This window comes from Deinococcus sp. Marseille-Q6407 (assembly GCF_946848805.1).
In the GTDB taxonomy this organism is placed as follows: domain Bacteria; phylum Deinococcota; class Deinococci; order Deinococcales; family Deinococcaceae; genus Deinococcus.
The window spans coordinates 136,442-151,897 of the sequence record NZ_CAMPFU010000001.1; the positions used below are offsets into that span (position 1 = coordinate 136,442).

Here is a 15,456-nt window from a genome sequence, read left to right on the forward strand (position 1 = left end):
CAACCCGGCGGTGGCTCTCGGCCCGGTGGGGCAGTCCACTGCCGAAGAAGGCAGCGCGGCGGACAGCCAGACCAAGGCTTTTGCCCGCGCAGGCCAGGAGGTCTGTTTCGACCACACCCTGCGCAACACTGGCGACGTGGCCGACCTCTTCACAGTCACGGTGAATTATCCGGCCGGCCGCGCTCAGGCAGTGCTGTACGGTGAAAATCGCCAGCCGCTGGCCCTGCCGGTTGCGCTGGAGCCCAAACAGAAGACGCTGGTGCAGGTCTGTTACACCATTGCCAACAACCAGCAGCCGATCACGGCGCTGATCACGGCGACGGGTGAGCGTGGCAGTTCCAACAGCACCACCGATTACCTGCGGCCCCTGCCGCAGCTGGTCAAGACGGTGGTGGATCCCCAGGATTCCAGCACGGTGCAGCCGGGCCAGCAGGTGACCTATCAGCTGCGGGTCACCAATATTTACGGCACCGCGTTGAAGGACGTGCGGATCAGCGACCCCCTGCCGGCGGCGGTGGACTACGTGTCCTCGCAGCCGGGCGGACAGGTGCAGGGCGTGCCCGGCCAGCAGGTGGTGAACTGGGACTTCGCCACCTTCGCGCCGGGAGAGACCAAGGTGCTGGAACTGACCACCCGCGTCAGTGACCGCGCCCGGATGGGGGAGAGTATCGTCAATGATTTTAGCCTGGTGTCGGGCGAGTTGCCGGTGGTAGACGGTGTGCCCCCGGTCAGCAGCCCTCCGGCCACCGTGCAGGTGCCGGTGCAGATTCAGGTGACCAAGCGGGCCAGCACCCAGCAGGTCACGGTGGGCGACCGGGTGACCTTTACCCTGACCGTGACTAACCCCTCGCCAGTGGCTGACCTGACGCCGGTTGAGATTGTGGATGTGCTGGCCGACCCGTCGTCGCTGGATTACATTCCCGGCAGCGCCGCCCTGCGTTCCGGCAATGGTGAAGCTGCCCCGCTGGCAGATCCAGCCATTGCGGCCGAGGTGTTGGACCGTGACCTGGGCAACCACCGCGCCGGTGACCGGGTGGATGAGGTGATGCGCTGGACCCTGCCTACCCTGAAGGCCGGCCAGACCGCCACCCTGACCTACGACATGCGGGTACAGGCCAGCGCCGCGCAGCAGCCCAGCCTGAAAAACTACGTGCTGGTCAGCGGTGCGGGCCCCAGCGGCGCCACCGACATCGCCGAGGACACCTCCGAAGAGGAAATCGTGGTGAACCTGCAGCTGTTCCGGCCGCTGGGCGACGTGCTGGGCACCGTCTATGTGGACCGCAACCGCAACGGAATCTTTGATAAGGGCACCGACACGCCGGTGAACCGCGCCCGGGTGGTGCTGGCCGGCGGCCGGATCTCCCTGACCGATGCCAATGGGCGCTACTCTTTCCTGAATGTGCCGCTGGGCAGCCATGCACTGCGGCTGGACCCCGGCACCACGCCGTACCCGGCGCTGGTGAGCGCCCGTGAAGGCGGCCTAAACGGCACCCAGACGGTGCATGTGCGTGGGCTGACCACGGCCGATTTCCCGCTGGCCCCGCTGGCCGGCGAAATCGACGTGCTGCGCCGCACGGCCCTGACGGCCGGCCCATTGACGGTGCAGAAGTCGGTGTTCCGCACGCCAGACGGCTACAACGTGCAGCTTAAGCTCAATACCGGGCAGCCGGTGACCGGTCTGCAACTGACCGACCCCCTGCCCGAAGGCGCCGAACTGACCGGCGGCACGCCCGGTTTCGAGGGCGACCTGCCGGCCGGTGAGCGGCTGATCAACTACACTTTTCGCTATAGCGGCGAGCCCCGGACCGCAGTGACCGATCCGCAGGTGCAATGGAGGCAGCCATGACAATCAAACGAACCGGCGCCCTGCTGGCGCTGACCGCCTTGCTGGCCGCGCCCGCTCAGGCGCAGCAGCCGTCCGGCGTGGGCCAGCCGGCGACTCCCCGCCCGGCTGACGCAGCGGGCCATCCCGAACATCCAGATATCCTGGCCAGCCTGACCACCGTGACCGGCGGTGGCTACAGGCCACCACTTCAGCTGCCGGTTGAGGCCGCGCCTTCAGGCAGTGAAGTCAAAGTCTCACCCATCGTGGTGCCCGCAACTGCCAGCAGCACAACTACGGCTCCGGCCGCCGCGCAGCCCCAGGTCGGCCTGAGCCTGGACCTCGACAAACCGCAGGTCTGCGTGGGCGATGTGGTTAAAGTGCAAGCCCAGGGTCTGACCGCTTCTCAGGAGGCCCTGCCGCTGGACCTGCAGGTGCAGGCCCCCGGACTTCAGTTGAGTGGCCAGGGCAGCCTGACCGGACAGGTCAGCGCGGCGCAGCCGGCCTGGCTATCGCTGGAAGCTCTGGCTACACAGCCCGGCACCTATGCCGTGACCCTGACTTCGCCCCGCTGGAACCAGACGGTGACCCGGCAGGTGCAGGTGCTGGCCGCTGAAACCGGCGTGCAGATGCGCCGCGAGGTGCCGCAGGACCTGGAAGCCGGTCAGGAAAGCACCGTGCGGGTGCTGCTGACCAACCGCAGCCCAGCTGCGACCAGCTATGACCTATCGGAAGAGGCCAGCGGGCTGGAACTGCTGGACAGCGGCACTTTCCAGGGTCAGCTGGCACCCGGTGAAACCCGCGAATTGAGTTACCGCGTGCGGGCACTGGCCTCTGGGACCGGCGGCCAAACAGGCCAGATTACCGGCCGCCTGACCGCCGGCAGCTGTGCGGTGAGCCAGACGTCCAGCACGCCTCTGAAGGTCCGTGCTCCACAGCCGCCGGCCGCGCCTCAGCCACAGGCGACCGTTCAGGAACCAACACCAACGGTTCAGGCGCAGCCGGTTCCGGTTCAGGAACAGCCAGATCAGACACAGCCAGCCCAGGAACAGGCTGTCCAGGAGCAACCCGCTCCGGCGCCGGAGGTCCCCCTGACCCGCACCAGTGAAGTGCAGCTGCCTTTCACCGCTCCGGCGCAGGCCCAAAGCCTGATTGTGTCTCACCGCCTGCCGGAAGGCGCCACTTACCAGCCTGGCAGCGCCCGCTTGAACGGCCAGCCGCTGGCTGACCCTCTGGCCGGCGCCAGCGGTCTGCTGTACTGGGACATTCCGGCCAGCACCCGTGGGCAGCTGAGCTACACCGTCAGCCATCAGGGAGCCCTGCCGGCGCTGGCCCCCGCCAGCTTGGTAGCGCGCTACCCTGGCGACCGCCGCGAAATTCTGGAAGGCCAGTTCGGGGCCGAGGATTTCCGTGATGCCCGCCCGCTGCAGGCGCAGGAGGCAGCCCAGGAAAACAGCGGCGCGGTGCGTCTGCCGCTGGCCGGCACCGTCTACCGCACCCGTGACAAGATCTCGGTCACGGTGGAAAAGCCGCAGGGAGACAACCGCCCACTTCTGATCAACAGTGAAACGGTGCCTGACGATCAGATCGGCACCAACACTCAGGACGGTATCCGCCGGATTCAGCGCCTGACCTATGTGGGTGTGCAGCTGCGCCCCGGCCCCAACGTTCTACGCCAGGGCGACGATGAGGTCACCGTGGTGCTGGCCTCCCAGACCGCCCAGGTCAAGGTGGAGCCCCTGCAACTGCTGGCCGACGGCAGCACGCCATTGCGGGTGCGCATCATGGCGCTGGACCAGTTCGGCACGCCTACCAGTCAGCCCACCCTGACCCTCAACTCCAACCTTGAACCGCTGGTGCCGGATGCCAGCGCTGCCGTCACCGGCTATCAGCTGCGGCTGAAAGAAGGGGTTGGCGTGCTGGAACTGCGGCCCCAGACGGTGCCCAGCGAACTGCAGCTGGAGCTGGATGTGGGCGGGCAGGTTCAGACCCAGCGCTTTCAGGTCCGGCCCGACCAGCGACGTTTCGGTGTGGGGCTGGTCACGGCGACTGTGGGGCTGAATCCGCAGACCTTCTCGCCTCAGAAAGACCTTCTCTGGACTGGCCGTGGCTACTTTGAAGGTCCGGTCGGAGAAGGCAAGCTGTTTGTGGCCGCCGACCGTGACGCCCTGCCCTACGACCTCGATCCTTTCGAGCGCTTTCCGATGGCGGGCGACGCCTCGGTGCACAGTGTGCCGCTGCAGGGCATCGACCCCGTGGCGGCCGTGTACGACCATCCGCGCTTCCGGGTCGGTTACCGCCGCACCGCGCTGCCCATTACGGCGCTGCCGCTGGGCGAAACCCTGACGGCAGCCACCCTGGAAACCCGCAGCAACCCCAGCTTCAAGGCTTTTGCCGCCTACGTGCCCAGCGATCAGGTGCGGCTGCGCGGCGCCGAGGCCCTGGTGCCCGACGGCCTGCGGATTTTGCGTCTGCCCGATACGGCCATCAGCCGCGGCAGCGAATCGCTGGAACTGGTGGTGCTGGAACGCGGCACCGGTCTGGAACTGCGCCGCGAACCGCTGGTGCGTTATGGCGACTATTCCATTGACTACAGCACCGGCGTGATCACCCTGGACCGCGAGCTTCAGCCGCTGGATGAGGACTTCAACGACGTGCGCGTTGAGGCCAGCTACCGGCTGGACAACCCCCTGCAAAACCGCGAGTGGGCTTACGGCGCCGAGGCTTCGGCGCAGGGCCGGTTCTGGACAGCCGGCGTGGCGGCGGTGCAGCTGCCCACCCAGGAAGGCGCGCGGCAGAGCACCGTGGGCGCCCGGGTGCAGTATGACAACCGCGAAAACCTCAAGGCCGAGGCGCGGGCCGCGTATTCGGCTGGCGTGCAGGCTGGTCTGGATGTCACGTCGCGCCCGCGCGAGAGTGACCGTGCCACCCTGCGGGTGCGCTATCAGGACACGGGCTACAACGGTCTGGGCAAAGCCAGTTCCGGCTTCAGCCTGCGCGGCACCTATCAGGCACGGTTCACGGCGGCCCTCAGCGGCGAGCTGGAAACCGATTACCGCAACGACTTTGCCGGAAGCAGTCAGGGCTATGTGCGCGGTGTGGCCGACTACCGCCTGCAGCCTTTCACCGTGGGCGGCGGCCTGAAATACAGCTTCGGTGACGTAACTGGCCTGAGCGCGGTGGCCCGCGCCGGCTACACCGGCGACCCGGTCAGCGTGGGCATCGAGCACGAGCAGGGCTTTACCGGCGACGTGCCGGCGGTGACCAACCTGCGGGCCAGCTACAAGCTGTCCGACACCATGACCCTCAAGGCGCAGGACCGCTTCACCTGGGGCGCTGGGCATCAGGCGCTGCTGGGAGTGGATTCTCGTCTGGGCAACACCAACTTCTCGGTCGGCTACGAATTGCCCACCGCCAGTGGTGACGGCAACCGGGCCCGCTTCGGCGTCAAGACCAGCCTGCCACTGAACAAGCGCACCACCCTGGGCCTGCGCGGCAGCACGGTGTACAACGTGGCCGGCCGCTACCTGGACGCGGCCGCCGGAGCCGACCTGCAATACAAAGGCCAGGGCTACGTGGCGACGGCAGGCGGAGACATCGGTTATAACGGCCAGGACGGTGAGTGGCGTTCCGCCCTGCGCGGCGGCGTCAGCGGCAACCTGACCGACGAGCTGACCCTGACCGCCGATGCCCTGGCCGAATTCCGCACCTCCGGCACCGGGCAGCGCCTGACGCTGGGCTACGGCTACCGTGGCAGCCACCTCAGCAGCCTGGGCTACGCCCGCTATGTCAACGGCACCCTGGCCGGCGGCAACCCGGCACTGACCAGCGGTGTGGTGGCCGAATACCGTCAGCCCAACTGGGCGGTGCGGGCCGGCAACGATACCCGCTGGCTGCTGGACGACCGCGCCACCTTCAGCGGGCAGGCGTTTGTGGGGGGCAACTATTACCCGACCGAACGCTTCGGCGTAGGCGCTTGGGGCCGCACGTTCTACCAGCCGGCCGACCTCCCCCGTGCCCTGTATGGCTACGGTGTGGAAGCCAACCTGCGGGCCCTGCCGGGCACCTGGCTCAGCGCCGGCTACAACTTTGCTGGCTTTGACGGCCTGCCCAGCGGCTACACCTATACCAGGCCAGGCGCCTATCTGCGGCTGGACCTGACCCTAGACGACACCATCGGAGGACGGGAATGAGGAATTTGAAACGGCGGGCTACGGCGCGTCAGGGTTGGCCGAAGTGGGCCGCAGCCAGTGGCCTGTCCCTGGCCTTGCTGTGCTTCAGCAGTGCCCAGGCCCAGACGGGCAGTGCCAGTTACTGCACCGGCACTTTCGCGACTATCAATGGCGGAACTGCGACTGGGTCCGGCCGTGTAGTTTGGCATAACCCATTTACTGGTTACAGCAAGACGCTGACGACTGGTGATACTTCTGACTTTTTCAGGAACGGTTTTAACAGTTCTCACTTAAACAATGCGGCCGTTGATCCACAAACCGGTTACATTTATTGGATCGACCGTGGTAATAAAGATGCGGTATTTTCTGGTTACTCTCGCTTAAACCGCTTTGGTATTGTGTGGCGCTATAATCCTTTTACGGAGGTGAAGACCAACCTTGGCTATTTAAACGCTGGGGCTGAGGGTGCCGAATATATTGGGGCAGCCATCTCTGGTGGAAACTTCATTTTTACATGGAGTGATTACACTTATGATTCTATTCCCCTCTCTACTCTTGATGGCGGCAATGCGAGCACCAAATACAATGTTACAAGAAATTCTTATGCCATCCCACAATCTAAGTCCAAGTCTTCTTACGGCACCAATGGTGACATTGCGGTGGATAGCGCTAATAGAACTTGGCTGCTTTACCAGAACTCATCGGGGACGCCCTATTTGGGGCTTTTTGACCGGGTGAATGGACGCGTTACGTCAAGTCATGCAATTACTGGCTTAGGGAGTGCCGCAAATAAAGCCAACGGTTTAGCATTCGACCCGGTCTATAATTATTTTTATGTCAGCGATGGGAAAACCATCTGGACCGTTGATGCCTCTACTTATCAAGCAGTGAGTGGCAATACCGTTTCACCTGGGTTGACTGACCTGGCGTCCTGTGGGATTGCCACCTTGGTCCCACAGGTTGATAAATCGTTTGACCAGAGTACGGTTCAGATTGATCCTGCCACCGGAACGGCCAAGGCGCGGCTGACCATTACCGTCAGCAATCCTAATCGGGCGCCGGTCATGATTTACCGGGACATCGTCGACAGCCTACCGGCCGGTTCGGGGGGCGGGCAGATGGTGGTCAGCAACACACCCAACTATCAGGCTGTCTGTGTGAACAGCAGCGGCGTGACCATCACCAACAATTCCGGCTACAACAGCCTGAGCTACGAAAGCAGCGATGGCAGCGGTGCGACGGTGCCCCCGGCGCCCACAGCGGGTGTGACACGGTGGGCTATTCCGGGCAATACCATCGTTCCGGCGGGCACCTGCCGTTTTAGCTTCGACGTGACCTTGCCGCGGGCCGGTACTTACAACAACAGCATTCCGGCCAATATCCGGACCAGCGGGGGCAACGACGCCGACGGCGCCCAGGCGACTATCACGGCATTGGCCGCGCCGACCATCGCCAAGGCTTATAGCCCCAAGTCCATTCCTGGAGACGGCAAAGCGACCAGTACCCTGACCATCACTCTGAACAACCCGGCCCCTGCGGCCACCACTCTGACGGCCCCACTGACCGATAACATCGGCAGTGGTCTGGAAATTACCGGCGTGACCACGACCTGTCCGGTCAAGGCCACCGTCAGCGGCAGCACCATCACCTATCCCAGTGGCGCGACCCTGAACCCCGGCAGCTGTACCATCACCGCCGCGGTCCGCTCGACCAGGGCAGGCAGCTATCCCAACACGATTGCGGCGGGCGCGCTACAGACCAGCGCCGGCAGCAACGCCGCAGCGGCCAGCGATACCCTGACCGTAACCCCGGTGGCCGATCTGGCCGTCACCAAGACCGACAACGTGGACAGTGTCACGCTGGGTGGCAGCACCACTTATACCCTGCGCGTGACCAACAATGGACCGTCCAGCGTTTCCGGGGCCACCCTGACCGATACTCTGGGCACGGGGTTGACGCTGGGCAGCCTGACTTGCACGGCGGCGGCTGGAAATACCTGCACCACGGCGCCCACTAGCACTTCCACCACTCTGCCAGCGCTGGCAGCCGGTGCCTTCTACGAGGTGCAGGTCAGAGCCAACGTGACAGGCCGTGACAGCAACGGCAACGTGGTCAATACGGCGAGTGTGGCCGTACCTACCGGCACCACCGACCCCAACACTGCCAACAACAGCGCGTCGGACACCGATACCGTGATCAGCGCCGCGCCCCAGCTGAGCGTGACCAAAGTGGCCGATCAGAGCAGCTACCTGTCTGGTGGCAACGTGACCTACACCGTGACGGTGACCAACAGCACGCCGAACACCTTTACCACGGCGCCGCTGCAACTGCGCGACCTGCTGCCGCAGGGCCTACAACTCGTCAGCGTGAGCCGCAGTGGTGGCGCCGCCGGCACCGTAAGCAACGCCTCGCCTGCCGGCACCACTGGCGAAGTGACCTGGAACTTTACTCCTGGCTTGGGCCTGAATACGGGTGAGAGTGTCAGCTTTGCAGTTACCGCCACCATTCCCGACACCTACCTGGGCGGCCAGCTGACCAACCGGGTCAGCGTGGGCGGAGGCAGCAACAATGGCGCGGCGGCGCCGGACCCGGCCTCCTGTACGGCGACCACCGGGCAGTGCGCCGCGGCGACCATCAGCGTGCAGGCCGCGCCGCCGCCCGCTGTGCAGCCCAACGAGCTTTCGAATTACACCACCTGCCTCGATTTCAGCAACGTGAACCTGTCCGGCTCCGGCACCCGCAGCTGGACGCTGGACGCGGGCAGCGGCATCACCCTGAACTACGCCGTGACCCTGTCCGGCCAGAGCCGCTCGGGCGACAGCCTGCAGACTTACCCGAGCAGTGACGGATATCAGAACTCCGGCTGGTACGGCTATTTCGGCAACCCTGCCAACAGTTCGCTGAAGCTGCAGGGCAATGGAGGTACATCCAGCCAAACCATGGACTTTCAGTTCTCAGCCTGGGCCACCCTGACAGACGGCACGCCTGTCCCGCTGACCCTGCTGACCGGAAGCACCGGAGACGACGGCACCAGTGAAAGCGTCAGCACCACGACCAACGGCACGGCGTTCGCGGCGGCATATGTCAGCAGCGCCGGCAAAAGCAATCGCAACCTGACGGTCAGTAACGGTGGCCGGACGGCCCAGGTTCAGACCAACCGGAACAACACCCTAATTCTGGCGACTTCCAAGACGGCTTCGCAGAACGACCCCCTGATTCTGAACAATACGTTGCGGAGAGCATCGGGCAACGGCGCGACTGCCCAGGGCTTCTGCGCCGCGTTCTTCCATGATTACGGCGACGCGCCCAGCAGCTATGGCTCTGCACAGCACCTGCTGGAACCCGGGTTCAGTTCCTCGCTGGCTCCTGGCGCCACCTCGCTGGACAGCGTGACGGCGGCGACCCTGAACGCCACCTCGCCGGTGCGCCTGGGCGTCAGCGTCAGCACCGAGCCTCAGCCGCGTGGCACCAGTGGGAACGATGATACCTACGATGAAACGGCGCGGAATTTCCCGGCTTTGCAGCGCTATGGCAGCAGTTATTCGGTCACCCTTCCCTATGTGAATGACACTGCCCAGAGCGCGCCTGTCACCGCCTGGATTGATTTCAACGGCAACGGCACCTTCGACGCGGCCGAGGCAGCCACCGCGCAGGCGGCTTCCGGCGCCGGCAGCGTGACCCTGAACTGGACCGGCGTGTCCCTTCCGGCCAACCTGTCCCGGACCTATGCCCGCCTGCGCATCTCTACCTCTGCGGCCGGCCCCAGCGGAACCCAGGCCAACGGCGAGGTGGAAGACCACCTGCTGACCGTGCAGGAGACCGCGCAGCTGCGCATCACCAAGCAGGTCAGTGACACTTACGTGACCGTGACGGCCGATCCGGAAAACAGCGCCCAGTTCACGCTGAACCCCCGGCAGCTGATCTATACCTTGCAGGTGCAGAACACCGGCACCGCCACCGCCGAGAATGTGGTGGTCAGTGACCGGCTGCCCGACGGCCTGCAGTACAGCGCGGCGGGCAGCACGCCTCAGGCTGAAGTCAGCGGCCAGCAGCTGACCTACCGGCTGCCCTCGCTGGCGGCGGGCGGCAAGGCTGACATCCGGGTGGTGAGTAACGTGCAGGTCACTCCCAACCGGGTGCAGGGCCCCTACGAGAACACCGCCGCCGTGCAGGCCACCGGCGTGGCGCAGCAGAGTTCGGAAAAGCGCCGCACCGATCTGGTCTATACGCGGCTGTACAAGACCGTCCGCAACCTGACCCGGGGCGGCGCGGCATCCACCGCCGAAAAGGCCCAGCCTGGTGAGGCCCTTGAGTACTGCATCGCGGCCTACAACTATGGCAGCACCAGCCTGAGCAACTACGCCATTTCCGACTATGTGCCGGGCAACACCCTGCCCAACGGCAAGGCTTTCTTGCGGTGGGCTGACGGCAGCGCCGTGACCACTACCCCGGCGCCGAGCACCGTCTATGACGCCTCATTCACCAGTTGGGATCCCGACGGCGCCGGCCCGCGCCCCGCCGTGCCGGTCAGCGGCCGCTGGACCACCAATAATTTTGTCTTGCCGGCCGGCGCCACCGCCAACTTCTGCTTTCAGGTGACCGTCAAGTAACCGCAAAGTAGGTTGAAGGTAGGTTTCTGGCTTCTCGTTCTTGGCCCCGCGCTCTATATAAGGTGTGGGGCCTTTTCCGTGCTCCCGGCAGACGGGTGGTTTTTCTGGCGGCCCGCACTTTTCGGTGTGGGCGGCCCTGCTACCCTGGAGCTTATGTCAGACGACTCCGCCATTCGCCGCAAACTGAAAGCCCTGGCGACCGCACTGCGCCAGTTCCACTCCGCGCTGCTGGACAAAGCCCGCGAGGACTACGAGTTCATGCACGGCCCGGTCAAAAGCCCCTACGAGATGTTCAATCTGGTGACCAGCCACCCCGATTTCCAGTGGCTGCGCCCGCTGTCGGGCCTGATGGCGACCCTGGATGAGGTGCTGGACACCAAGGGCCTGGAGCTGACCGGCCAGCAGGTGCGCGACGTGCAGCAGGCGCTGGACGTGCTGTTCTCGCAGACTGAGCCGGCTTTTGCCGAGTTCCGCAAAGGCTACGACGCTGCCCGGGAACGCCCCGCTGTGGCGCAGGCCGACGCACGCTGGCGCGAGGTCCGTGATTCGCTGTCTGGCCTGAGCGCGTAAGAGGCCGCATGAAACTGATTGTGGGCCTGGGCAACCCAGGCGACAAATACGCGCAAACCCGCCACAACGCGGGCTGGCTGGTGGTGGACGAGCTGGCCCGGCGTCAGGACGGCCACTGGCGCCGGGACGGGGAAGCTGAACTCTGCGAGCTGCGGCTGGGTCAGGCGGCCGGTCAGCCCGGTGAAAAGGTGCTGCTGGTCAAGCCGCTGACGACCATGAACGCTTCCGGGCGGGCGGTGGCACCGCTGCTGGCCTATTACCGCCTAACGCCGGATGACCTGCTGGTGGTGCAGGACGATCTGGACAGTCCTTTTGGCCTGCTGAAGCTGCGGCACGGTGGCCGGCACGGCGGGCAAAATGGCCTGCGCGACATCATCCGGCTACTGGGCACCCAGGACTTTGATCGGCTCAAGCTGGGCATTTCGCGGCCGCCGGCAGGCCGTGACCCGGCCGACTGGGTGCTGAGCCGCTGGGCCGAAGCCGAGCGCCCGGTGCTGGAACAACTGGTGCACCTGGGCACTCAGGCTGCCGAGGTTTGGACCCTGCAGGGGCTGCACGAGGCGCAGGGCCGCTTTAATGGCACCGATCTGCGGCCGGCTGCTCCGTCTGAAGTAAAGGCGCCAGTGGGGGAGAAGGCCGCGCCGGCGCTAACTGAGTCGCGCCTCCATCCCCACGCCCTGTTGGACGAGGACAGCTGAGAAGGGGTGGTTGCTCCTTTGCCCTGATCCGGGCCGGCCGGGTTTCTTATCATCAGTTATGGAACTGTTCTCCGGCCTGCTTCCGGCCCTGGGCCTTTCGGGCGCTGCGGGGCTGAATGCCTATATCCCGCTGCTGCTGGTCGGCCTGCTGGCCCATCAGGGCCTGGTGACCCTGAGCCCGCCGTTCGATCTGCTGGGCAATCCCTGGACCCTGCTGGTCATTTTTGCAGTGGGAGCGGTGGACTTTATCGGGGACAAGGTGCCGGGCATCGATCACCTGCTGCACCTGCTGAGCGGCTGGGTGGCCGCCGCTGCTGGAGCCATTCTGTTCGCCTCACAGTCGGGTCTGGCCGATGTGTCGCCGTCGCTGGCAGCGGTGCTGGGCTTGCTGGTGGCCGGCAGCGTGCAGGCGGGCCGCGCCGCCGTGCGCCCGGCGGCCACCACCCTGACCGCTGGCGTGGGGAACCCAGTCCTCAGTACGGTGGAAGATGGCCTGAGCCTGGGCCTCAGTGTGCTGGCGCTGTTTGTTCCGGCGTTGGCTGTGCTGGGTCTGCTGGGCTTGCTGTGGGCCGGCTGGCGGCTGTGGCAGCGCTGGCGGCGCCCGGCCAGGGTCGCCTGAGGGCCAAATCATCCTGCCCACCCTTGTTTCCGGCGCAGTGACACTGTTCCTGCCTTACCGCAGGGACGCTTGGCCCTAAGGGGCGAATGTAAAGGGTGTGTTAGAATCCAAGGCAGTCTGACGCAACTCAATAAGCGAGGGTCGGGCAACCTAAAGCAAGCTGTGCAGAAGGCACCCCAAGACCCCACCCCGTGGGGCCTTCACTCTGAATGGAGCCCGTGAGGGCTTTTCGGTGTGCCGGATGACGAAGAAAGGAGGAGGGATTTGGACGTCTCAAGTCGAATCTTGAGTGAACTGGCCGAGCGTGAAGCCGCGCTGGACGCGCAGATTGAAGCGGCACGCCAAGATGCGAGCCGTGAAGTGGAAGCCGCGGAAGCGGAAGCCGCCCGCATCCTCCGTGAAGCTCAGGAGCGCATGAAAGGCCAGCAGGCCGAGCATGATCAGCGCCTGACCGCCGAAACGGTACGCATCCGTGAGGAGGCCAGGAGCAAGGCAACTGAGGGCACGGAGCGCGCCCGCGAGCACATGAGTGGCCGCATTCAGCAGGCCGCTGAGCATGTGCTCAAGGCGGTGCTGCCGTGATCAGTCCGATGCAGCAGGTGGTGATCGCCATGCGGCGCCGTGAAAGCGAAGCTGTGATCACTGCGCTGCAAAATGCCGGTGTCATCCACCTCAAGCCCATCGAGGGCAGCCCCCTGAAGTCCGACGCGGCCAACGAGCAGACCTCCGAGGAACTCAGGGAAACCGAGCGGCTGCTGGCCCGCGTGGAAAGTACCATTGCCGAACTGGGCGCGCAGCGTCCGGCCGAGATGGTGCACGGCAGTGTGCCGCCTCGCGGTGACTGGTCGGCGCGCATCGAGAATGTGGCGACCCCGGTGGCTGAACTGGCCCGCGAACGCACTGAAGTTCAGGGTGACGTGGACGTCGCTGCCGCTTACGCGGAACCGGCGGCAGCTCTGGCCCGTCTGGTGGGACCGCTGGACCGCAGCCGCCGCGTGGCTGTCATCCCCTTCCTGCTGCACGGCGAAACCGACCTGAATGAGGTTAAGGCTTCGCTGAGCGAGGCGCTAGGTGACCGTTACGAGCTGGCTGTTGAGTCTGGTGCGGCAGGCCGCGTGGGCGCTGTGGCGACTCTGGCCGGCGAACGCGACCTGGCCCGCACCGCGCTGGGCCGGGTCCGTCTGGCCGAAATGCGCCTGCCGGGCCGCTTCGAGGGCATACCCCTGGAGCAGGCCGCCAGTGAACTGGGACAGATCCGCACCGCTGGCCGTGACCGCCTGCAGGCGCTGAACGCCCGGCGCGACGCTCTGGCCGCACAACATGGCCCAGAGCTGTTCGCCCTGCGCGACGCGCTCAAGGATCAGGTGGCCGTGCATGACGTCCGCAGCGTGTCGGCCCGTGGCCGCTACTCGCTGGTGATGCAGGGTTACGTGCCGGTAGACCGCGTGGCGACCCTTGAAGCGGCGCTGAAGCCTTTTGGCGAAGGCACCGTTTACGAACTGCATCCTGTGAACGAGCATCACGACGATGCCATTCCGGTCGAGCTGAAAAACAGCAGCTACGTCCGGCCTTTCCAGATGGTGATGGGCCTGATGAGCCCGCCCAAGTACGGCACCTTTGACCCCACCTGGGTGATGGCTTATCTGATGCCGTTCCTGTTCGGCCTGATTATCGGTGACGTGGGCTACGGCCTACTGTTTCTGCTGACGGGCCTGTGGCTCAAAGGCAAAGCCGACCGCGGCGAAAGCTGGACCGTGCCTCTGCTGGGCACCAAGTTGCTGCCAGAAACCCTGCGCGACGTGTGGAGCATCACCAGCGTGATGGCGTTCTGGACCATTTTGTGGGGCTTCCTGACCGGAGAATTCTTCGGCACCTGGGGCGAGCACCTGGGCCTGTTCTATCTGGATGAGCAGCGGCTCAACAACCTGTGGGGCTGGACCGGCGCCACGTTCCACGCTGAAGGTGCGCCGCACCATGGCCTGATTCCCACGCTGTTCCCCCGCCTGGAAACCGGCTACTTCAGCAACATCATGCTGATGATTGCGCTGCTGTTCGGTATCGTTCAGGTGCCTTGGGGCTGGGCTGTTCGCGTCCGCGAGGGCCTCAAGCACGGCGAATCGTCGCACATCTGGGAAGGTCTGGCGATGTTCGGCGGTGTGGTCGGCCTGATTCTGATGGCATTCGTGACCAAGGCCGCCAGTGACTTCGGCCTGATGTTCAACTTCGCCAATCCCCTCGTCTGGCTGATGTGGCTGGGCTTTGCCACCTTCGTGGTGGGCTACCTGCGCGTCATCCGCGAATTCCCGATGCTGCCGGTCGAACTGATTTCTCAGGGCGGCTCGGTGCTGAGCTACGCCCGTATCTTCGCCGTCGGCCTGGTGTCGGCCATCATGGCCAAACTGGTGGCTGACCTCGGCTGGAACATGTACGAGAATATGGGTGTCTTTGGCGCCATTCTCGGTCTGGTCCTCGCCGTCATCCTGACCGTCCTGATCCTGGCTCTGACCCTGATCGGACACATCCTGCAGCCCATCCGTCTTCAGATGGTGGAATTCCTCAACCCCACCGGCTTCAACACTGAAACCAGCCCGGTGTACACCCCTCTTCGTCGCCTCAGCTCCGCAAACAGTGAGCTGGTGAAATAAACCCCCTTACAGGAGAAATGATTATGACCAAATACAACAAGATTGCTTTCGTTGCCGTACTGTTCGCTCTGGCTGGCGTGGCTGGCGCTCAGGACACCGTGACCACCGGCGCTGCCAACAATGAAGGTCTGGCCGCCATCGGTAAGGGCCTGGCTCTGGGCCTGGGCGCTGTGGGCACCGGTCTGGCGCAGGCCCGCATCGGTTCGAGCCTGGTGGGCGCCGTGGCCGAAGACCCCAGCAAGTTCGGTCAGCTGCTGCTGGTCTTCCTGCTGCCTGAAACTCTGGTGATTCTGGGCTTCGTGGGCCTGTTCCTGATCTGA

Annotated in this window: 9 protein-coding genes; all 9 read left to right on the forward strand. The window is 64.9% G+C overall.

Annotated features, from left to right (window positions below):
* Positions 1–136 precede the first annotated feature (136 nt).
* The 9 genes from OCI36_RS13395 to OCI36_RS00700 all read left to right on the forward strand — a co-directional run bounded on the left by OCI36_RS13395 (position 137) and on the right by OCI36_RS00700 (position 15,456).
* Positions 137–1,846, forward strand: coding sequence for a hypothetical protein (locus tag OCI36_RS13395; protein WP_409996709.1), 1,710 nt, complete (start codon positions 137–139; stop codon positions 1,844–1,846).
* Positions 1,843–6,015, forward strand: coding sequence for a DUF11 domain-containing protein (locus tag OCI36_RS00665; protein ID WP_261663144.1), 4,173 nt, complete (start codon positions 1,843–1,845; stop codon positions 6,013–6,015). The genes OCI36_RS13395 and OCI36_RS00665 overlap by 4 nt, the downstream gene beginning before the upstream one ends.
* A gap of 926 nt (positions 6,016–6,941) precedes the next feature.
* Positions 6,942–10,604, forward strand: coding sequence for a GEVED domain-containing protein (locus tag OCI36_RS00670; RefSeq protein ID WP_261663145.1), 3,663 nt, complete (start codon positions 6,942–6,944; stop codon positions 10,602–10,604).
* A gap of 153 nt (positions 10,605–10,757) precedes the next feature.
* Entirely contained in the window at positions 10,758–11,174 is a 417-nt protein-coding gene (locus OCI36_RS00675) for a hypothetical protein (RefSeq protein WP_261663146.1), read from the forward strand.
* 8 nt (positions 11,175–11,182) lie between these two features.
* Positions 11,183–11,872 carry an aminoacyl-tRNA hydrolase gene (gene pth / locus OCI36_RS00680; protein WP_261663147.1) on the forward strand — a complete coding sequence of 230 codons (690 nt, stop codon included), beginning with the start codon at positions 11,183–11,185 and terminating at the stop codon, positions 11,870–11,872.
* Between the two features lie 58 nt (positions 11,873–11,930).
* Positions 11,931–12,491 (forward strand): DUF4126 domain-containing protein, encoded by a 561-nt coding sequence (locus OCI36_RS00685; RefSeq protein ID WP_261663148.1) that lies wholly within the window; start codon positions 11,931–11,933, stop codon positions 12,489–12,491.
* Between the two features lie 264 nt (positions 12,492–12,755).
* The gene (locus tag OCI36_RS00690) at positions 12,756–13,073 is read left to right on the forward strand and encodes a V-type ATPase subunit subunit G family protein (protein WP_261663149.1); all 318 of its coding nucleotides are present in this window, start codon (positions 12,756–12,758) and stop codon (positions 13,071–13,073) included.
* Positions 13,074–13,081: 8 nt separating this feature from the next.
* On the forward strand, positions 13,082–15,136 hold the full coding sequence (locus tag OCI36_RS00695; RefSeq protein WP_261663405.1) for a V-type ATP synthase subunit I: 2,055 nt from the start codon (positions 13,082–13,084) through the stop codon (positions 15,134–15,136).
* 23 nt (positions 15,137–15,159) lie between these two features.
* Positions 15,160–15,456: a V-type ATP synthase subunit K gene (locus OCI36_RS00700; protein WP_261663150.1), complete on the forward strand. Its 297-nt coding sequence runs from the start codon at positions 15,160–15,162 to the stop codon at positions 15,454–15,456.

Coding starts and splice junctions, on each gene's coding strand:
- OCI36_RS00695 (WP_261663405.1), top strand. CDS start 13,082: ATGCAGCAGGTGGTGATCGCCATGCGGCGCCGTGAAAGCGAAGCTGTG.
- OCI36_RS00675 (WP_261663146.1), top strand. CDS start 10,758: ATGTCAGACGACTCCGCCATTCGCCGCAAACTGAAAGCCCTGGCGACC.
- pth (WP_261663147.1), top strand. CDS start 11,183: ATGAAACTGATTGTGGGCCTGGGCAACCCAGGCGACAAATACGCGCAA.
- OCI36_RS00665 (WP_261663144.1), top strand. CDS start 1,843: ATGACAATCAAACGAACCGGCGCCCTGCTGGCGCTGACCGCCTTGCTG.
- OCI36_RS00685 (WP_261663148.1), top strand. CDS start 11,931: ATGGAACTGTTCTCCGGCCTGCTTCCGGCCCTGGGCCTTTCGGGCGCT.
- OCI36_RS00700 (WP_261663150.1), top strand. CDS start 15,160: ATGACCAAATACAACAAGATTGCTTTCGTTGCCGTACTGTTCGCTCTG.